The following is a 20529-nucleotide window of genomic DNA, read 5'->3' as shown; positions in this document are numbered from 1 at the left end:
TCTTCTCACACCCGGCTGCTCAACTTGCATCGACGTATGAAGCCCCGCTTCGCTGGAGGGTTCATAGATGGCTAGGGTTGTGGCAGGTAACAAGGTAATGTCCAAAGAGTCCTTGTGTGGCTACGACTGATCTGGGTCGATCATTGCGTCATTCGTTCTGTCGCTTCTCAAGCAGACAAGTCCGTGATGCAGCCTTACAACTGCTCGCCAAAAGGAGGTCGGCTCAACGGTAGTGATGTTACTAGTCATATCTTCAATCGGAGTGGAATTGAAGTTCCTGGCCCACAAAGAGTGCTGGCCGGGAGGTAAGGGCCTCATCGATATACGAGTAAAGACGCGCTGCATGGCTCTACCAATAGAATTTGCCTGCTATTTGTACGTCCCTGGCGAAAAACGTCTGCGTGATTGTACCGAAGGATGAATTGCAGTTCGGACCGGCATTTGGGTCGCATCCACCGTAGCCTGTATTAGGCGTATAGAAGTTAGGATGGTTGAAAGCATTGAACATTTCCGCACGGAACTGCAACCGTGTTTCCTTGGGAAGGGTCCAATTTTTCAAGATTGCAAGGTCCCAGTTCTGATAGTAAGGGCCACGCACATTGGAGAAGTTTCGCGGCGCCGTGCCGAAAGTTCCATACGGTGCATACGCGAAAGCAGCCGTATTGAACCATTTGTTCACGGAACGGTGAACTGCTTTCGGGTCGCCGATAACATCAGGCCGCGGATTGCCGCCATAGGAATTGATGTTGTTTCCTGAGAAGCCCAGCGGAAGGCCGCTCTTGACCGTGGTGATGCCGGAGATCTGCCATCCACCCAATACCGCATCGGTCGCCCGATTAAGATTCGACCCGAACTTCTTGCCTCTGCCGACCGGGAGGTAATAAACATAGTTGACGACCAGAGAATGTGGGATGTCTCCAGAGTCAACGCTTTTCTCGGCGGCAAGGTTGTAGTTGTTTGCTGGGCCCTGGTTGCTGGAGTATGCCCAGTTGTTCGTGCCTTCGACATTGTCGAGGAACTTTGAGAAAGTGTAGGAAACCAGAACATCAAGGCCTTGAGTGAATCGGTGCTTAAAGTTGACTTGAAGGGCGTTGTAGTTTGAAAATCCCACAGGCGCATCGTTTTGCGTGACACCGCAGAACTGCGGAAAGGGATGTAGAAGCTGGTTTTCAGCCACAGTTGGCTGATCGAGGCTACAACTGCTCTGGCCGGTTGCAATGTAGCCGTTGAACGGATTGGGTACGCCTCCATTGAGGACGTCGGTGCCTAGTGAGAGGTAGGCGGGGTTGAGCTGAGTTTCATTGAGGCCGCCAGAAAGCTGATGCCTGCCGAGCAGACCCACATAGGTGACGTCCAATACATTTGTCGGCCCGAAAGCGTACTGGAGCCCGGTCATGAACTGCATTACGTAGCTGGAAGGGCGCGAGTGAAAGTAGGCGCCGGTGCTGAAGCCCACATCTTGCAAAAGTCCGAGAGAGTTTCCGGTGACTGCTCGCAAACCTTGCGGCCAAGGATTTGAAATGCTCACTGCCGGATTCGGTACTCGGCTGCCGCTGAGTTCGCCGATCACATTCGTGCTCGTCGAAAACCCGTCGGTTGTGGTCTGGTTCAAGTATGCGGAGGGTGGGAAGAAGATTCCAAAGCCCCCTCGAAAAACAAGCTTTGGCTCTGGGTTATAGGAAAACCCTACTCTTGGAGCGACGTTCGCGTAGTTGGTGTCGTAGGTTGCCCGGTGACTCGGAGTTACAAAGACAACCGCGCCGGGAAGCGTCGTACCAATCGCGGTGCCAATGGGGTTTGCCACCTGCGGATCGAAGTACCCTGCAGTATTGTGCCGGTAGGTTGGGGCATACTGAATTTCATAGCGGAGGCCCAGGTTGAGTGTGAGCTTGGGAGTGGAACGCCAATCGTCCTGAATATAAATGCCGCCGTATTTTTTGGCGATCGCTGGATTGAACTGAACGCCAGTATTGCCACCGTCGAGGACGCCAAAAAGGGCCTGGGCGACACCACTGCCGGTGTTTGCCGTGGGATTGTCCGGATCCGGGCCGTTTGTGAAGCCGCCGCCAAAGCTTAGAGACGTTTGATACAAACCGGCGTAATTCTGTTCTGATAGCACGCCCATGAACCCAAAAGACAGGGTGTGGGTGTTGATTATCTTGAGGAAGTCCACTCCGGCGCTACCGGTCGGGCGAAGCGCGGTATTCTCTTGCCCCCCGCGCGGTCCTAGCGTGGTCTCGCCGCCGACGCTGATAAGCGGAAACTCAGCGCTATTAGTATCCAGGTAGCTGGGCAAGCCTAGTGTCGACGGCTTGAAACCCAGGGATTGGTTCGTGGATTGTTCCCCCCAGTGTTCGAACCCGGCGACAGAGTTCATGCTGAAGGTCTGGGTGAATACGTGACTGAAGCCGGCGGTGATGTTGTAGCGGTTGTTTGGGCGAAGATTACCCGGACCGGCCGGATTGTCGGCTCCCCACGTCTCCGGGGTTCCGGTCTTGTACTCCTGCTTGTAGGAGTAACGGCCAAATATCCGTGTGTTGCCCGTGAAATTATGATCGACGCGAATCAGATACTCGCGAGAAGCGGAAGGGTCGCTCGCAGACGCGGTGTAGTTGTTAGTGAGTCCCGCTCCCGTGGGTTTTGGATAATACGAGAGCATCTTCACCGCCAAAGGATTGAATGTGGTATACGCCGCAACATTGTTGCCGGGAACTGGATCTCTGATATATCCAGTCTGAGTCGCGGCTAATCCGGTTTTTGGATCGACCGTTCCTGCCGTGATCTGCCGCGCGCTGTTGGGATCATAAATTTGGCCAGAGAGGATTGGACGCCCGAGGCCGTCAACCCCGACCTGAGCGCCCAGCAAAGCGGAGAGGTCCCCGGCGAGGAATGCGGCAGGTGGAACCGTGTCAGTTGACAAAGAAGGCGTGGCGCTCTTGAGCCGCTCATAGAGACCAAAAATGAAGGTCTTGTTAGTCTGTTTATAGATTTTGGGAAGGTAGAGCGGGCCACCCGCGGACACGCCATACTGGTTACGGTCGAAGTCGGGCTTCGGTTGACCGTTGTGGTTAGCGAACCACAAATTGGCGTCCATGGCAGAGTTGCGATAAAACTCGTATGCGCTCCCGTGGAACTGGCTCGTTCCGGACTTGGTCACAACATCGACGACGTTGCCGGTGCTCCAACCATATTGAGCAGTAAATGAATTGTTCTGAACCTTGAATTCCTGAACTGCGTCGACAGACGGCACATAGATCGAAGCGCCCCAGTCGCCGGACGTATCCCAGACGCCGTCGAGCATGAAGGCCGAGGTACCAAAGAACCCGCCTGAGAAGTTCAAGAACGAGATGTCCTGGTCAGCATTTCCGTTCGTGGCTGCGCTCCCGCCAAAGAGCGATTGACTCTCAGTGGTGTTGTTGACCGAGGAATTTAGTGTCGTTAAACCTATGATATTGCGCAGGTTGAGGGGCAGTTCTACTATCTGTTTCGCATCGACATCGGTAGAAATGTTCGAGTTGGACGTCTGCAACAAGGGGGCTTCGGAGGTAATCACGATCTGTTCCTGCTGCCCGCCGACGGTCAGCGACACGTCTTGTGTCGCCGCCTGTCCTGCGTCGAGCGTGATGCCAGTCTGCTTATACCCCTTGAAGCCTTTCGCCTCTATGCTCAGCGAATATGTGGACGGCGGAAGCAGCCCGAACGAAAAGCCACCCTGCGAATCAGCCTGCATCGTTCTGGTGATGCTCTTCTCGGAACTGCTGATAACTATCGTCGCCTGGTTGATGCGAGCACCGCTTGGATCCGTGATCGTTCCTCTGAGGCTCGCTGTGGTTGGATCGCCCTGGCCAAATGCTCGTGCCGAGATCCCCACAGCTATCAGCGCGATGAGAAGTATTCCCGCCAAGGCCGTCCGAAAACTGAAGTTGCAAACTTGATGCGTCATAGATCGCTCCTGAGAATTTGTAAGGCGTGTATTGACTGTCGATTCTGAAAAAGGGTGAAGGTCGATTCGCTTGAGCTTCCGCAGCAAATTCGATGGATCTGTCTCGAACCGCATCTTGGCGTCGCTGAGTCGCCCTCCCGAACTGCCCCCTAAGGAAACAGGTGCTCACCAACGACAAACAAGGTACGGTGCGGTATGGTGTAGGCGCGATTCGGTATCGTTACGGTTAAGGGGTGGGTGGCTTTACCGTGTTTTTCAAACTCCCAACGCCTAGCCAGATCGAGCGTGGTATGAGGTAACAAGGCAGCCATCGCAAGATCCTCCGGCAGCGTAAGTCTCACTGGCCAAAAGGGTTACGTATAAGGCGGGCATTAGGCAAGATGCCGGGGATGGTTTGGGAACAGTGCGTGCAGCAGGAACCCTACGGGCCCAAACGGCATCTAGGCAAAGGAAATGCTATTAGGCCCGCTCCATTCTAGAATTCGACTGTGACTTCCACTCTTGCAGGGAGCTATGCTTGGCAGATATGGTTTACCACTAGGTAAATGCACCTTGTCTTCACCTGGCGGTCACGCAGACAAGTCTGAGGAACTGAAGTGGAAGAAGTGGGCCAAGTTGAGCTTCTCGATGATCGGTCGCCTCATCCGATTGCGTCTCAAGGACCGAGCCACCTTCAGATTGAGCAGGCGCTAGCTTCCATTCTGCTCAGTTCTATCTTTCGCACGAGCAAACAATCTCAGCGGCTCCTGCAATATTTGGTCGAACAAACACTTCAAGGCCACGATGAAATGCTCAAGGAGCGGATTGTCGGCGCTCAGGTTTTTGGGAAGCAGTCAGACTACAACACCGGCGACGATCCAATTGTGCGTGTTCGCGCCTCCGACCTGAGAAAGCGGTTGGCACAGTACTACGCCGCTGACGGCATGGAGGACCATGTAAGGATCGAATTACACCCAGGTTCGTACCATCCGTGTTTTTTGTTTTCTTCGCGCCACGAATCAGTAGATCGGGCAGACGAGGCCATGGACATCCTGCCGCCAGCAAGCGCTTCTGATGGCGCGCCATCTCACGGTCAGCAGTCCGCCTCGGCTTCGGCTATGCAGCAAATCGGGTTGACGCTGGAGCCTGAGGGTCTCTCTCGCAAACATGTCATTGCGATTGCGGCTGCCCTCTGCCTAGTAGCGCTTACCGTGGCAGGATTGGCGCATCGAATGCAAGGGAGCGCAGCGGATACGTTTTGGCAACCGGTTCTGAAGAGTTCAGAGCCGGCACTCATCTACTTTGGAACAGACGCCGTTTATTCCCTCTCCAACGAGTATCTTGATTCCTACCTAGATTCGCATCACGTGGATCAGCAAGGCCGGGAGTTTTTTGTTGATCTTCCGCCCGGTACCAAGATCGACGCCAAGGACCTTGTGCACGCTAACGATCGTGTCATGGTTAATGATTTTGCGGCGGCAGCTGAAGTCGTCACGTTCCTGAACCATCACGGAAAACCGTTTGATGTGCGTTGGGGACACGACATTTCCCCGGGGGACCTTCGGCATGCCCCTGTCATCCTGATTGGCGCCTTCAACAATTACCTGACGCTTGAACTAACGAATCAGCTTCGATTTGAGTTCATTGGAGGAAACCAGATAAAAGACCGCGCCAATCCACAACTCTCGTGGTCTCGGAACGAGAAGGGGACTTCCGTCGATGACTATGCAATCGTTTCCCGACTGGTTCGACCGGAATCCGGCGTCATTGTCATCGCCGCCGCAGGCATCGGGCCGGAAGGAACTCAAGCTGCGGGCGAATTCTTGAACAGCGCTTCGCAGATTGCAAATGCAGTCAAGGGATTGCCACCTGACTGGAATCAGAAGAACATGCAGATACTACTTCACGTCAAAGCAGGCTATGGCGTTTCGAATGTTGTGAGTGTGGAGTCTGTTTTTCTTAAATAGGCCGGCGACTTGCGAAGTCGGACATTCGTTAGGTCGCAGACCGCCCAACTTGGTATTGGGACTTCCAGCGAGCCTCTCCTTTCGTCAGATTCCGACGTGGTTCTTGTCGTAATGAGCTAACATTTATGTCTTTCATGAGAGATAATCTGGAGGACGGCCGAAACAGCGGCTTCTTACCAAAACATGCAGCGGAATACCCCCAGATGGCTTAGTCTCTGTCTCGCTTTTTATTGCTTGGCGATGGTTATGCCTAGTTTCTGTCAGACCGATGTAGACCCCCTCTTAACCTCAGCCCAGGAAGCGCAGGAGCGTCAGGATTTCGCCGCCGCCGCAGAAGACTATCGGGCTGCCGTCAAAGTCCGTCCGGACACGCCGGAACTTTGGGCGAACTTGGGGATCATGGAGTACGAAGCTCATCAATATCAAGCGGCAGCAAAGGATCTGGCATCTGCGATCCGTTTAAATTCGTCGCTCTACTCTCCTTTTTTGTTTCTCGGCCTCGACGAGCTGCGGTTAGACCGCCCCAAGGAAGCACTTCCATATCTGCAGAAGGCCGAAAAGCTGAACGGTTCCGATCCCCAGCCTCTACTCGCGCTCGGGCGCGCGGAGGTCTCGCTGAAAGATTATGCGGAAGCGACGAACGCATACCGCAAAGCGTTGCTGCTCGACCCGGAAAACGGCAGGGCATGGTTTGATGCAGGAATGGCATACCTGTCAAATCTGGAAAAGGACTCACGAACGCTGGCCGAAATCACTCCTCCAAGCGGCTATAGCAAGGCTTTATTTGCGGAATCGCTCGCGGAACAACGCCGGTATGTTGAAGCCGCTACACAGTACGTGGGCGCCCTCGACGTGCAGCCTCAGCCACCGTGCCTTCATTCCGCGCTCGGCTTTGTCTACCTGCGGCAAGGCAAAGCCTCTGAGGCGATGGAACAATTCCAATCCGAAAAGAAACTTTATCCCGAATGCAATTCGCCATACCTGGGTATGGCGGAAATAGACTTCGCTGCGTCGCGGCAGAATGAGGGGCTCCAGGAACTCGAACAATCTTGGAGCGGCGATCCTGGATATACAACCTCGAATCTATCCCCAATGCTGGAAATGCTCTCTGCGGACCAGAGGGAAGAGCTGGCAAGCGCCGTCGCTGCAAGAAAAATTCAGGTCGACGGACAGTCGCGAGACTTTCTCGACGCACTTTTACGCCAACTGAGAGAGAAAGACTCTAGAGCCGAAAACAGGGGGTCTCGAGAGACGGTCCCATCACAGTCGCCTTCGGTGCAGCGTGGAAAAGCGCTCGCGGCTTATCAGGGTGGTCATTATCGCGAGTGCGCCAGGTGGATCGGCTCGTCTGCCGGGCAACACCCAAGTGCCGAATTGCTTCTCGCCGCCAAATGCTCCTACATGACCGGAGACTACCTCGCAGCGACAACGGCAGCGCGACTTGCGGGAGCCAAACTACCCGCTGATCCGGAAGTTTTATATTGGTCGATCCGCGCGGATCAACGGCTCGCGGTCGAGGCACTGGAGCGCTTCCAAAGCATTGCCCCGGATTCGCCGCAAACCCACCTTCTGTTAGGCGATATGGACCGGCAACGTCATCACTATGACGAAGCCATCTCCGAATACAAGTTGGCGCTGGACGAGGCGCCGAACGATCCTGCGGCGCTACATGGACTGACATCCGCTTATCTGTTTGACGGGAAGATCGAAGACGCCGTCAAGACAGCGACAGCCGCTCTGTCGTTGAACCCCAACGATCCCGAATTAAACCTCTTGTTCGGCGAGGCGCTGGTTGCCCAGCGTAAGTATCAGGAGGCGGAAGCTCCGCTTCAAAAGAGCCTGAGCGGAAAACCCCAATTGTTGCCGCAGGCGCATGCGTTGCTTGGACAGGTCTATGCCGGACTCGGCCGCGTCCCCGAGGCAATTGCGAACCTGAAGCTTGGTCTCGATGCGGACGAGGATGGAAGTTTTCATTATCAGTTAGCGCGTCTTTATCGTCAGACGGGCGATACCGGGGCCGCGGCGGCGGCTATGGAGCAGGCCAAGTCACTCGCCCAAGAGCATCGGGCAAGGGCGGTCATCGCCGTTCAGGAGGCTCCGCAATCGGCGGATCAGTAGATTGAAATTGCTAAGGCGGAAAGCCTTCGCCGGTGCGAACGACGCGGATGTAATGGTCGGTGAAAATCGCGTGAGTTTGCGGCACCTCGTATTTCGGCATGTGACATGAAGCGCAGTATCGGCGCTCACTTTGCAAGCTCTATCCAGCTTCGCTTCGGAGTGGCCTTTGGTTCCATGACATGCAAGACATCTACAATCATACGAGCGCAGCTCGCGCTCTAACGGGCGATGAGGGTCATGACAGGCCACGCAGGTAATGCGGAAATCGCCGTTTTCCCCCCAACAGCGACTCTCCTCAAGCCGGTAAGGCTGAAATCGCACGCTAATAAGGCCGATATTTGCGGGCATTTCCATCGCTACGTCGGCCCATGTGCGATGGCAGGAGCCGCAAAAATCGACCGAGTCAATTGGAGAGAGCCGGGCCGGGTTAAAGATTGCCGCCGAGGCAAGGTCGGCATGGCCAGTGGACACCGCCGCGACGTGTTGAGCCCCCGCGCCGTGGCAGGCCTCGCACATAACGCCCGGTGTTGCCTTGTTGGGTTCAAATTTGTTGGAAGCGACCGCTGCGGTGGTGTGGCAACTAAAGCAGCGTTGGGTCGTCGCGGAATCCAGAGTGCGGCCGAGTGCTCCTTCCAGCGAAGACGGCGCATTAAGTGGTTGCCCGGTGGTCACCCCGAGCGCACCGAGCGCGCTATAGTAGCTCAACCGCCCCTCGGTGAAAACTCCGTCCTTTTCAAGCAGAAAGGTTTGCCCCACCTTGCCCATCCCAAACGCCCACTCCGCACGCTGAGAGACCGCACCGGTTCCGTCGTTGACTGAAAATTTCACTCCATCGCCGGGGACTAGCGATAACGTGGAGTGATACTTCGATTCCTCGTAGGTTAGTGGTGGGCGCGCTTGCAGGATTTTCGAATCAAGTGCCCTGACACCCGCGTGATGCATTGGGGTCGTCTTCTGAATGGCCGCCAGGTCCACATGGCAGCCGGAGCAGGTTGCCACGCCAACATATTGCCTTCTGGAGGAGTCGCCCTTCGTCGGCCACCATCCCGGATCCTCCAGCCTGTCTGGAGTCGCGAGGCTCAGGCTATCGGAGGCTGGCTTTTGCGGAGCGATTTGCCCGCACAGAGTACAGGCAGCTATAGAAATAAGGAAGGCCGAGAGAGCGGCTGCTCCACTTCGCATCCCGGATCGATTCCTCCAACTGGCTTGGAAAGTCGCGGCATTCGGTGCATACGAGTAAGACTTGCGAACTACCTACACGCAACGGCAGCACAATCGACTACTTTAGTATACGTAAGACAAGTTGCATCCTTGTCTTCATCACCCGTCCCGGGAAAATCAAAATGGATTGGCCGCCCAAGGCTGACCTGCCTCCCGTTTTTCCAGAGATTCGATCGAAGCACTTTATCGTGACTGTCGACGGGTGGATCGTCGGGCCGGAGGGGCCGGGTGGAGTTCTCGTGTTTTCCTCCAGGTGTGCCGTTAGGCCGCCTTGCCGCTGTTAAGCTAGTTATTCTGATTGATCTCGGCGAACCAAAAGAGATAGTCTAGTCGGCAGAAGACAACGTTGTCATTTAAGTTGGGCCAAAAAACGGACTTTCGACCTACGACTCAGTGAAAACGTTATCGTTTCAGCAAGGAGCCGTATGCGTTGTCAATAGACGCCAACCGATGAGCGATGGGCTGCGCATTCCAGAAAATACTTCAGTAGCAGTGTGGGGTTGAATAGATGAAACTTCGACGCAATGCTTGGGGGCTGCGCAGCCGCCGGTGACATACGCGAGACCATTACTACGCGCACATTCGCAGTTAAAGCTGTCCTGAAAAGTAGTCGAATCGCAGCCGGTCATGCGGTAGGAGGATAGGAAGCAATGAAAGGTCTGCGTGCCGGAGTTGTTCTTGTGATGTCGCTGGCGATCGCGGTTGCGCCGCAGGTCAACGCGGCCACTTCGCAACAAACAGCGCCAACCGCTGGAGAGACGGCGCAGCGGGTTAGCACGCAAGTCCATGTCGAGACAGCTGAGAGCGGCGAGGTCTACGGGGGGGTGGGCGCCATCAGCGGCGGCGGGGGCAATTCTCGGTTGCTGATCGATTATCCTCCAGCACAGCGCGACCAGATTCTCGATTACCTCTTCAAGCCCGGCTATGGTGCAGCGCTGCAGATCTTAAAGTTGGAGATCGGCGGCGATGCCAACTCCACAGACGGTTCCGAACCCAGTATCGAACACACGCGCGGCACGGTGAACTGCAACGCCGGATACGAGTTCTGGCTGGCGGAGCAGGCCAAGTTACGCAACCCAAACATCAAGCTGTACGGTCTGGCCTGGACCGCGCCAGGTTGGATCGACTATGGCAGCAACTTCTGGTCGAAAGACACAATTGACTACTTTATGACCTGGATGGATTGCGCGCAATCGCACGGCCTGAAGATCGATTATCTCGGGGGCTGGAACGAGAGAGGATTCAACAAGCTTTGGTATGAGGACCTGCATGCCGCCCTGGCCGCGAAGCACTACGCGACCCAGGTGGTGGGAGACGACTCGGATTGGGATGAAGCCAAAGAGATGGTCAGGGATGCGGAGTTTGCCAGATCCATCGACATTGTCGCCGCCCATTATTCCTGCGAAGGGGGCGATGGCGGCAACGCGAACCACTGCCATTCCACCCCGGAAGCCCTCGCGACGCACAAGCCGCTGTGGGACAGTGAAAGCGGCTCACAGGACGACAACAGCGGAACGGGACCACTGATTCGCGCGATCATTCGCGGATATGTGGATGCCAAGATGACCGGTTTCTTGAACTGGCCGCTCATCGCCGCGATTACGTCCAATCTGCCCTATCCGACGGTGGGGTTGATGGTGGCTTCGCAGCCTTGGTCGGGGAATTACAGTATCGGAACGAGTCTGTGGGCGACGGCCCACGTGACTCAATTCACGCAGCCAGGTTGGCAATTCCTCAACAGCGCAAGCGGTTATCTGGGCGGCGACGGCGCGAACGGGAGCTACATCACACTGAGATCCCCTGATGGAGCCGATTACAGCACCATTGTCGAGACCGCGGCGGCCAAAGGGCCGTCGCTGCTGACATTCAGCGTCAGCGGAAATCCGGCGAAGAAGCCCGTGCAAGTGTGGGCGACGAACATCCAGGGGAAGTCCGACCAGGACTTCTTTGTTCATCTGCCCGATCTCAATCCAGACGAGAGGGGCCGCTATCAGTTTAAGCTCCTGTCCGGCTACATTTATACGTTTAGCACCGTGACTGGCGCCGGCAAAGGAGCTGCGACAACTCCGCCGCCAAGCGAGCTAAAGCTGCCGTACTCCGATAACTTCGATGGATATCAGGTGGGTCAGGAGGCGCGTTATCTGTCCGACATGCAGGGCTCTTTTGAGATACAGCGATGCGCCGCGGGTCGGCCGGGCAAGTGCCTGCAGCTGATGGACAGCGTCAAGCCGATCGAATGGCAAGACGATAGCGACGCTTTCACGCTGCTCGGCGATCCGTCGTGGGAGAACTACGCGCTAAGTGTCGATGCCATTCTTACCAAACCCGGCACGGTCGAACTGATCGGCCGTGCGGGCATCCAAGAGCGCCCGCAGTCCCATCAACAGGGCTATTACTTCCGCGTGTCGGATACGGGCAGTTGGAGTCTTTTCAAGACCGACACGCAGGGCAGGCACACGGATTTGGCTGAAGGATCGGTCGCTCCTATCGGTGTCGGGTCTTGGCATACATACCGCTTGTCCTTCAACAAGGCCCAGATCGCGGCTTATCTCGACGGAGATAAAGTGACGACGCTTACCGATACTCCATACCAGACCGGTCAGATCGGGCTGGGGTTTACCGACTATGACACTAATCAATTCGACAATCTCTCGATAACTCCCACCAGCAACTAATCAACGGCTAGGTTACTTGCTTTTGTAGCCATCTGGCCGTGAGATGACCAATTTGCGCGTGGTCAACATTCCCGGATAGAAATCTCGTCTATCGCCGATGGTAAAGATGCGTTTGGGGTCACTCCATAGCATCGGAATGCGGAGAATGCGACTTTCTTGTAGGCGAACCGGCGACGAGGCTGGGTGACGGGCCGTGATGCTTTCCTGCGTGAAAGCCTCCGCCACTTCGGGTTTGAAGTGCGGAATGGACAGATGGCGTAGGTATGGTTGGCAGCGCCGGACTTCACCCTCCGCCGATCCAAGACCGTTAACCGCTTGAGAAACGTCTGTTTAACATCGGGCAAGACAGGCATCTTGACAAATAGGACCTTCTATAATCGACGAGTGTCTAAACCCGCATCTCTGAGAGCCATCGGAGTGGCGCTCGCCAAGGGAATGCGGTGAGAGTTCCAGGTGTCCCGTGCTGCAATCGCCGCCAAGTCAGGCATGTTGAAGTGCTGCTGGAAAATCGGAATAGTCGTGCTTGCAAAGAAATGCGCCGCACTGAATAGCAGTGGGACAATGGGATAGCAAGCATTCTGTGGAGGGTCCCCACCTCAGAAGGGCTATCGGACGGCTCAGCGATATGGCACAGATCGCCACCAACGATCAACGTGGTTCTTCGCGCACGACTGGGGTGTGGAAGAGCGCCTCATTTGTTGTGGTGACAATCGCCCTCATTCTGTTCTTTTCCGCCGTCGCACTACACGGAGCGATATTTGGCCGGGCGATGCTCGGTCTTGCCGGTGTTGCCGTTTGTTCGGTTCTCATTTTGCACGCGCGCTTTCTCCATCTTGCTCGCTCCGTGTACATGCAAACAAATGAACGCCTTCTGAGAAGGGACCTCGAATATCGGTCGATCTTTGATAGTGCACCGGATGCGATTTTGGTTGTCGACGCGTCCGCAAGGTGCCGCGCCGCGAATCCAACGGCCCTGCAGTTGTTCGGCATTCCTCGCAGGGAAATTCTCGGGAGTTCCATCGCCCGCTTCTGCCGTCCGAATGAGTTCGACCGGTGCTGGGCGCGCCTACTGTCGGAGCAGAGCGATCGGGAGCAATTGCAGCTTCTTCGGAAAGATCATCCTGCTCTTTTTGTCGAATTGACCGCAAGTGCTGACTTCCTTCCCGGTCGCCACATGGTATTTCTGCGGGACGTCACAGAGCGTCGGCGGGCAGAAGATGCCGTCGGCCAGAGTCTGGCGGTGGCTCAATCTGCTTGGAAAGAAGCTGACGCGCTTCGCAAGGCGACGCTCGCACTCACGCAGAATCTCCGCCTGGATGCGGTCCTCGATACTTTATTTGAGACGCTGGCAGCTTTGATCCCATACGAGGAAGTACAGGTCTTGCTGCTCGAGACCGACTCGCGGCTTTTCTTGGTGCGCGAGGCATCCCGACTAGCTAAGGAGCAACGGAGTTCAGGATGGCCGAATACTCTTCGTTTGTCGGAGCACCCGATCCTGCAAGCGGTTCTCTATAGCCCGGAAGGGATAATCATCCGGGACACTTTGCGCGAGCCCGATTCGTGGCGTCTGGGTTACGCGACACCCGCCCGGTCATGGCTTGGTATTCGAATGCTTGCTGCTGGTGAGGTCCTTGGTCTGCTTTCGCTTGGACATTCCAAGCCTGAAACTTTGTCAGAAGAGCATTTGCGGCTTGCTCGGTCTCTTGCAATTCCTGCCGCCGCTGCCATCGAGAACGCTCGGCTTTATGAGCGGGCGCAGATTTACGGCGAAGAACTACGAGACCGCCTCGCCGATCTTCGTCGCGCCGAGGAAGCTTTGCGAAGAGTGGAGGACGGCCATTAGGCTTGAATCACTTGACAGGATGTCGCTGTCAAATTCGATCTCAGCTCCGGCCGCGCCCGAACCTGACATTGATCACGGGAATCCGAGAGCAGAAAAGCGACGTGGAGGGCATACCGCATTCATCCTTCTCGACGACTCGGTTACAGATCCGCCCGATGATCTGCACTGACACGGGGCTATTCTTGCGCTGAGGGGGATTCACTCCTTGCGCGGCAGGATCAATGGATCAACCGACAAGGCGCGTTGCGCTGGGATCCACGTGGCTAGCAGACCCAGCAATGACATGGTCAGAACATCACCAGCCAATACGATCGATATCATCGATATCGATGTCTATGACGCTTGTTTTAATCAACGAACTTTCCAATAGATTGTTATTGCGAAGAGCGTCGGAACCAAGAAGGACAACAGGAATACCGGAAGCTCTTCATTGAACGAATATCCTGCTTCGTTCACTCCGATATAAAGGTTCACACCGGCTGCGACAAACCAAATAGGGATGAAGATCAGAGACGCAATCGCCATTCCTCTTGACGACGCAGCTAAGCGACCAGCAACTAGGAAGACTACTAAAACGGCGAAGCCGATCAAAAGAACCTTCAGTGTGTGCATCCCAGCCGCCTTCCAGTGGTTGTTCAGCTTCTTTGCTTTTTTATTTGGCTCAGCGAGAGATTTGGCAGTGTCCAGACGAACGTCAATAGAGCAATAAAGCAAAGGACAAGTCTAGGGAAAAATAGCGCGATGCCGGCGCTGCCGAGGTACAAAAATATGCTGATAACGTGATTTCGTAGGCCTCTCTGATCTTCGTCAGTGACTTCGTCCCGACCGCGCAATATCCCGTGCAGAGCGAGGCGGACCCACATGAAAGAGAACGCGACAATGAGGAGTGACGAGGCATACACCGAGACCGCGAAACCCGAAAGCTGCTTGTCGACGACATAGGCAGTGCTGAGGGGTAGCAGCGATAAGCAGAAAAGAAATCCAAGATTGGCAATCTGCAGGGAGTGGCCAGCGCGCTCCGTACGTCTGATGACGTGCTGGTGATTCAACCAGTAAATGCCGGTGAAGCCAAATGACATCAGGTACACCGCAAGACCGGGTGTGAGAGCCCGGAGGCCTTCTAATCCGTCGGCATGTGGAACACGAATTTCGAGCACCATGACGGTGATGATGACTGCAATCACACCGTCCGAGAACGCCTCCAATCGCGCTGGAGTTGGTGTTTTCTCCGACATAGCCTCACGCCTCCAGTCTGGTAGCCGACAGAGCTAGTTTTATCCGGTTTCGAGCTGCTCGAATGTCGCGTTTCTTCGAAAAGTGGGTGATCGCTTTGATGAATAACGAACAGATCAGTTTTTGCCCATGAACCGTGTGACAAGGCGCGATAGCAGACGCCACAGGCTGTCTTGGCCATCATCACCGTTTCGCCCGAATCCGCAGCGCACCGTCCGGCAGATTTGCCATACACCGACACATGAGGACTCGAAGTCTCGATGTGTTGCACACCCGGTGAATTGATGCCCATTTACCGGGTCGTATATCCACCATTTGCAAAGATGGTCTGGCCCGTGATCCACCAGCCATCCGTAGCCAGAAAAGTGACGACGGGAGCTATATCCGCAATGTCTGTCAGGCCCGTCTTTGTATATTTGCTCAAGGCCGCTGCGTTTTGATTGTAGGCGGCTGATTCCTTCGTCTCCTGGCCATAAAAGAACGGTGTCTCCATGGGCCCAGGACCGATCGCATTTACAGAAATGCCTCGTGCTGCAAATTCTTTGGAAGCGGCGCGCGAGAAATGCTCTATGGGCGCCTTGCTACCTGGATAAATCGCATAGGAATCCGTATATGCCGCGAGTAAAGAGGTCACGATGGTGATGACCTTTCCGCGTTCGTTTAGCTTCTTACCGGCCGCTTGCAAGAAGAAAAATGCGACCTTTGAATTGATCGCAAAGATTTTGTCGTAGTCTTCCTCCGTGCAAGACTCGATCGGCTTCTTAATCACCATTCCGGTTGTGTTGACAGCGACGTCAATTCCTCCGAACCGATTTATCGTTTCGTCAAAGACACGAGCGATCTCGCCAGATTTCGTGAGGTCGGCCTGGATCGAAAAAGCGTCACTGCCGGAAGCTTTGATATCCGCAACGGTCTGCTCAGCCGGTGATTGAGCGGAAGCGCTATTGTAGTGAATTGCTACTCTTGCACCCATATTCGCCAACTCTCTGCTCACGAGGCCGCCGAGGTTCTTAGCTCCTCCCGCGACGAGGGCAACTTTGCCATTCAATTTCTGCGTAGCCATTCTTGGAATTCCTTTATCTAAGGGATGAGGTAAGTGTCTGTTGTTTCAATTCGTAGCTGCTCGACCTTGAAGTAGTTTGCCTGGACGCTTCGCGCGGTTAGCGCTCACTATCGCGTGTGTAAACATTCTGCAATAAATAAGGTTCGGTTAGCTTTCACGATCTCCGGATCGTCTTTCAAAATCTCCGCTAAAATTGTGTGGTGTCAGAGAAGTCACTCGGAAGGTGTCTCTCATGGTCTTTGATCCTCGCTCTTCCGTATGGCCGGACGTCTCGATCGGGGAACCAAAACCTCTTTCGAAATCCGAACTGCCCGGAGTGAAATTCTCATGGACAGTCGAGAACATCTCTCAACGGACCCGCTGGTCTATCAAGAGAGAAAAGCACACAGTCATCGTGCATCTGGGTGGCCCCATTCGAAAGATTGAGACCGAGCTGAATGGAAAAGGGCTTTCACCGGGACGGCCGCTCGATGGAGACATCTGGATCATTCCGGCCGGCCATGAATACCAAAGCGAAGCGTTAGGCGGCACCATCCGGTACGCGGAATTTGAGTTTGACCAGACGATATTGTCAGGGTTGATTCAGCGGGATATCGATATCGCACCGATCAGACATCAAATTGGCTACAGCGACGCATTCTTGCATCGCGCGACGATACGGTTAGCGGAATTGACCCAACATGCAGATGACCTCTCTGCCTTGGCATCTGTAAGTCTCAGTCATACGCTTTTGCTTCATTTTTTCACGACTTACCCGGGGAAACACAATAGGGTTCGCCAGCGGATCCCCCGCACTCAGTTCAGTGCTAAACAAACAAGACTTGCCAGCGGGTTCATCGCCGATCATCTTCAACAACCGATCATGCTCGCGCAGTTGGCCGATCTGGTCGGCATGACCTCGCATGAGCTGTTGGAGGCGTTCCGCCATGCGTTCGGGTCCACCCCAGCTCAGTACATCATCGAGCAGCGTCTCCGACGTACACGAGCGGAATTATTGGGCAGCAACGATACCATCGCGACGATCGCTGCCGAAGTGGGATTTTCTAGCCATGCACATCTCACCAGCACATTCGCCTCGAAGTACGGAATCAGCCCCTCCGAATTCCGAGCGTCGCACCGAGATTCTGATGGTGAGGCATAGCTCTCAGCATTCGCACCCAGACTCCTCGTGATCAGTATGCACTTCATCGGGTTGGACATCCACAAGAAGACGATCAGCCATTGCGTGAAGGAGGTAAGCGACAAGGTGCTTTCTGAAGGCACCGTTCCGGCGACCCGGATTCATCTCGACCAGTGGATGAAGACTTTGCCGGCACCGTGGACCGTGGCGATGGAAGCGCCGATGTTCACAGGGTGGATCTGCAATCACCTGCTGCCCCATGCGGCAGCTGTGAAGGTGGCGCATCCACTGATGCTGCGGGCGATCGCGGCCGCCAAGAAGAAGAACGACCCTCAGTGTCAAACCAAAAGCGTAGGCTCATGCCTCTTTTCTTCCGTTCTTGATCTCTATAACTATATTAGGCAGTAGATTCTCTTCGAATGAGCCGTCTCACGCTCATGTCGTTATGATTTCCGTTTCATTGTGAACATCCTCTCTCGATGGCTCGCGGCCTATCAAGAATTCATCCATGCGTAAGGAGATGGTCTGCCCGATCTTTTGCACCAGTTAGCTTGTTAGTTTAGCGCAGCGAGTTTTGTACTGATCGGACCAGTTTTCTTGTACCGAGCCTAGCGTTAGTCTTCGGCTGGTTTAAGTTGTACTGAGTACGCGGCTAGCCGCGTACTCAGTGGCGAACTCGGTCGGCGTCCGGTCACTGAGAGATCGGTGAAGACGACTCTCATTATATTCCTGGCGCCAAGCCTCGATCAGCCGTTTTGCTTCGGCCAGTGTCCCGAACCAGTGTGCATTCAAGCACTCGCCGCGGAAGGTTCCATTGAACGATTCCACGAAGGCATTGTCGGTCGGCTTGCCAGGACGCGAGAAGTCGATCTTCATTCCGTTCTGATAAGCCCAGAGGTCCATCGCTTGGCTGGTGAACTCGCTTCCGCTGTCACAGAACAGCACCTTCGGCACTCCACGCTGTTGTTTCATTCGATTGAGCACTCGGACCACATCATCTCCTTTCAGGCGCTGGCCCACTTCGATAGCAACACTTTCTCGTGTGTAGACGTCCAGCATCGTCAACGCTCGGAAGCGGGTTCCATCCTGGAGCTGATCCGCAACGAAGTCGATGCTCCACGCTTGGTTCGGGGCGCTTGCGATGAAGCGCTCTTCGCGATGCCGCATCGCTTTTCGCTTTCGTTTTGGCCGTTTCTTTAAGGCCAGGCCTTCTTCCTTGTATAGCCGATACACCAGGTACTTGCCCACGTTCCAACCCTCGCGGTTCAACAGCACACGGATCTTGCGATATCCGTAGCGCACCCTGCCCTGTGCGATCTCGCGGATACGCATCCGCAACTCCGTCCATGGTTCCTGGTGGCTCTGGTAGCGATACGTGCCTCGCCCCACAAGAAGAACCTGGCAGGCATGCCGTTCGCTCGACCGATACTGATCGCGCAAATGATCGACCATCGGACGGCGACCCGAGGGCCTTAGAACTTTTTTCTGAGCACATCCTGCAACATCGTCTTATCCAGGCTCAGGTCGGCAACCAGCTGCTTCAGCCGGCTGTTTTCCTCCTGAAGCTGTTTCAGCTGACGGGCCTGATCTGTCTCCATACCAACGTACTGCTTCTTCCATCGATAAAAGGTCTGCTCGCTGATGCCAACCTTCCGGATCACCTCCGCGACCGGCACACCAAGCTCCGCCTGCTTCAGCACCGCCACAATCTGCTCCACAGAAAAACGCTTCTTCTTCACGGCAAAATCTCCTCTCAGATTTTGCCGAAGACTAACATTTCAACCGGTACAAAATTGCCGGGGCCGATCATACTTATCTCGCCGCCGTCGAGGGTGTGGGAATATGTATGGTCCGCCGTCGGATTGCAAGCTAAATCTTTGTGGCGAGTGATTAGGGTCTGCGCAAATGTATCCGGCCTGTTTGTGGAGCTTCCGCTCCTGGCCATAATGGAGTCCGCGCGTCGCTGTCCTACAAAGTGGGTCGAACTCCAAAGGGTTCTCATTCCCACACAGGCTTGAGCAACGCCGGTTGTGACCGTTCACTCACACATCGATTTGTCTCGCAAACTTGAGGAGAAAGCCTTATTCATCGTCGTCGGAGGGGTGGAAAAGTGTGGAATCGCGAAGCGATTTCCAAGCCCGTATTTTGGGCGTCTTTTCCATGCCTCGGTTCAGGCCGCCACGAAGGCAGGTGCGCTGTAGTGTGTGCCTTTGCTCAGGATGGCCCACGCGATTCGAGCCATCTTGTTGGCCAAAGCGACGACCGTTATGTTGCGATGGCGTCTTGCCGAAAGGCTGGTCAGCCACTCGCCGAGAGCCGAAGGCTTTCGTTCCATCTGCATCACCACGGATCGGGCGCCGTGAAGCATCATGCGTCGGAGGTACTCGTTGCCCAACTTGCTGATGCCGAGCAGTCTGGTCTTGCCGCCTGTCGAGTGTTGTCGGGGAACAAGCCCTAACCAGGCTGCCAGGTCTCGCCCTTTTCTGAAGCTGATGCCGTTGCCGATAGCCGCAACCAGTGCTGTCGAAACGATCGGTCCGAAGCCCGGAACCTCCATCAAGCGATAGCATCCGTCGTCCTGCTTGGCAATGCGGGCAAGCTCGGCACTAGCTTCTTCGATCTTGCGTTCGAGCTCGTCCCACTCATGCTTCAACTCGCGAATCAGGTGCAGCAGTCGTCCGGAAAACAAAGAATCGCCATCGCTGAAGATGACCTGCAGCTGGCTCACCAGGTAAGAAGGTCCTTTCCGGATAGCGATTCCACGTTCCAGCAGAAACCCGCGGATCTGATTCATCACGGCCGTTCGTCTTGCCACCCAGCGGTCGCGTACGCGGTGCAGCGCCTGCAGATCCAACTGTTCGTCGGTCTTGATCGGCACGAAGCGCATCGTCGGTCGCTGCACAGCTTCTGCAATCGCTTCCGCGTCCAGGTAGTCGTTCTTGTTCGTCTTGACGTACGGCTTCACGTACTGCGCTGGCATCAATCGTGCATCGTGCCCCTGATCCCTCAAGGCACGTGCGAGGTAATGGGCTCCAGCGCACGCTTCCATGCCGATCAACAAAGGCGTACGACTTGCGGTGAAGATCAGCAGCTGCTTCCGCGAAAGCTTCTTACGAAGCACAATCTCATCACGTGGGCTCAATCCAATCAGGTGAAAGGTGGTCTTGCTCAGATCAATGCCGATCGTTGAAATCTCCATGGTGAAGCCTCCTGCCAGCTAAGATAATCCGTCCGGGTTGGTTCAGGCGGTAGAGTCGAGATGTGGCGCGGTGGTTTAGGTGATCCCTATCTGTTTCCGGCTCTTTCGTCTGCCGGTGCCTCACTAGGTTCACCTTGCTCCGTTTCCACATCCCGCTCATCGAACCGG

Annotated in this window: 13 protein-coding genes; 6 read left to right on the top strand and 7 right to left on the bottom strand. The window is 55.2% G+C overall.

Features of this window, described 5'->3' with window-relative positions; genetic code table 11:
* Positions 1 to 349: 349 nt before the first annotated feature.
* Complete coding sequence (locus ACPOL_RS13510; protein WP_161557338.1) at positions 350 to 3943, bottom strand: carboxypeptidase-like regulatory domain-containing protein; 3594 nt, start codon at positions 3941 to 3943, stop codon at positions 350 to 352.
* Between the two features lie 596 nt (positions 3944 to 4539).
* Between ACPOL_RS13510 and ACPOL_RS13505 the strand changes: the two genes are divergently transcribed.
* A complete protein-coding gene (locus ACPOL_RS13505; RefSeq protein WP_114207522.1) occupies positions 4540 to 5889 on the top strand; it encodes a hypothetical protein in 1350 nt (449 codons plus the stop codon).
* Positions 5890 to 6135: 246 nt separating this feature from the next.
* Positions 6136 to 8007, top strand: coding sequence for a tetratricopeptide repeat protein (locus ACPOL_RS13500; RefSeq protein ID WP_161557337.1), 1872 nt, complete (start codon positions 6136 to 6138; stop codon positions 8005 to 8007).
* On the opposite strand, the gene ACPOL_RS13495 is transcribed toward ACPOL_RS13500, so the two are convergent.
* Complete coding sequence (locus tag ACPOL_RS13495) at positions 7936 to 9189, bottom strand: multiheme c-type cytochrome (protein ID WP_114207520.1); 1254 nt, start codon at positions 9187 to 9189, stop codon at positions 7936 to 7938. The two genes, ACPOL_RS13500 and ACPOL_RS13495, sit on opposite strands and share 72 nt — an antisense overlap.
* Positions 9190 to 9878: 689 nt before the next feature.
* Between ACPOL_RS13495 and ACPOL_RS13490 the strand changes: the two genes are divergently transcribed.
* Positions 9879 to 11903, top strand: coding sequence for a 3-keto-alpha-glucoside-1,2-lyase-like domain-containing protein (locus tag ACPOL_RS13490; protein WP_114207519.1), 2025 nt, complete (start codon positions 9879 to 9881; stop codon positions 11901 to 11903).
* 625 nt (positions 11904 to 12528) lie between these two features.
* Positions 12529 to 13746 (top strand): PAS domain-containing protein, encoded by a 1218-nt coding sequence (locus tag ACPOL_RS13480; RefSeq protein WP_114207517.1) that lies wholly within the window; start codon positions 12529 to 12531, stop codon positions 13744 to 13746.
* A 351-nt stretch (positions 13747 to 14097) separates the two neighbouring features.
* Here the strand turns inward: ACPOL_RS13480 and ACPOL_RS13475 are convergent, their stop codons facing one another.
* The 3 genes from ACPOL_RS13475 to ACPOL_RS13465 form a co-directional block, all read right to left on the bottom strand.
* Positions 14098 to 14358 carry a hypothetical protein gene (locus ACPOL_RS13475; protein ID WP_114207516.1) on the bottom strand — a complete coding sequence of 87 codons (261 nt, stop codon included), beginning with the start codon at positions 14356 to 14358 and terminating at the stop codon, positions 14098 to 14100.
* Positions 14359 to 14381: 23 nt separating this feature from the next.
* Positions 14382 to 14981, bottom strand: a complete 600-nt coding sequence (locus tag ACPOL_RS13470) for a TMEM175 family protein (RefSeq protein WP_114207515.1) — start codon at positions 14979 to 14981, stop codon at positions 14382 to 14384.
* A gap of 290 nt (positions 14982 to 15271) precedes the next feature.
* On the bottom strand, positions 15272 to 16042 hold the full coding sequence (locus ACPOL_RS13465) for an SDR family oxidoreductase (RefSeq protein ID WP_114207514.1): 771 nt from the start codon (positions 16040 to 16042) through the stop codon (positions 15272 to 15274).
* Positions 16043 to 16274: 232 nt separating this feature from the next.
* Between ACPOL_RS13465 and ACPOL_RS13460 the strand changes: the two genes are divergently transcribed.
* On the top strand, positions 16275 to 17183 hold the full coding sequence (locus ACPOL_RS13460) for a helix-turn-helix domain-containing protein (protein ID WP_114207513.1): 909 nt from the start codon (positions 16275 to 16277) through the stop codon (positions 17181 to 17183).
* Positions 17184 to 17219: 36 nt separating this feature from the next.
* The gene (locus tag ACPOL_RS13455) at positions 17220 to 17570 is read left to right on the top strand and encodes an IS110 family transposase (RefSeq protein ID WP_150132996.1); all 351 of its coding nucleotides are present in this window, start codon (positions 17220 to 17222) and stop codon (positions 17568 to 17570) included.
* A gap of 222 nt (positions 17571 to 17792) precedes the next feature.
* Here ACPOL_RS13455 and ACPOL_RS13450 read toward each other — a convergent pair.
* Positions 17793 to 18901, bottom strand: a protein-coding gene (locus ACPOL_RS13450; protein WP_414633346.1) for an IS3 family transposase whose coding sequence is annotated in 2 segments (ribosomal slippage) — positions 17793 to 18649 and positions 18649 to 18901 — 1110 coding nt in all. Because the reading frame shifts where the segments join, the coding sequence is not laid out codon by codon here.
* Between the two features lie 431 nt (positions 18902 to 19332).
* Positions 19333 to 20361: an IS110 family RNA-guided transposase gene (locus ACPOL_RS13445; RefSeq protein WP_114207510.1), complete on the bottom strand. Its 1029-nt coding sequence runs from the start codon at positions 20359 to 20361 to the stop codon at positions 19333 to 19335.
* Positions 20362 to 20529: the final 168 nt, after the last annotated feature.

Source organism: Acidisarcina polymorpha, assembly GCF_003330725.1.
GTDB lineage: Bacteria > Acidobacteriota > Terriglobia > Terriglobales > Acidobacteriaceae > Acidisarcina > Acidisarcina polymorpha.
This window is presented reverse-complemented; position numbering and strand designations above follow the sequence as displayed.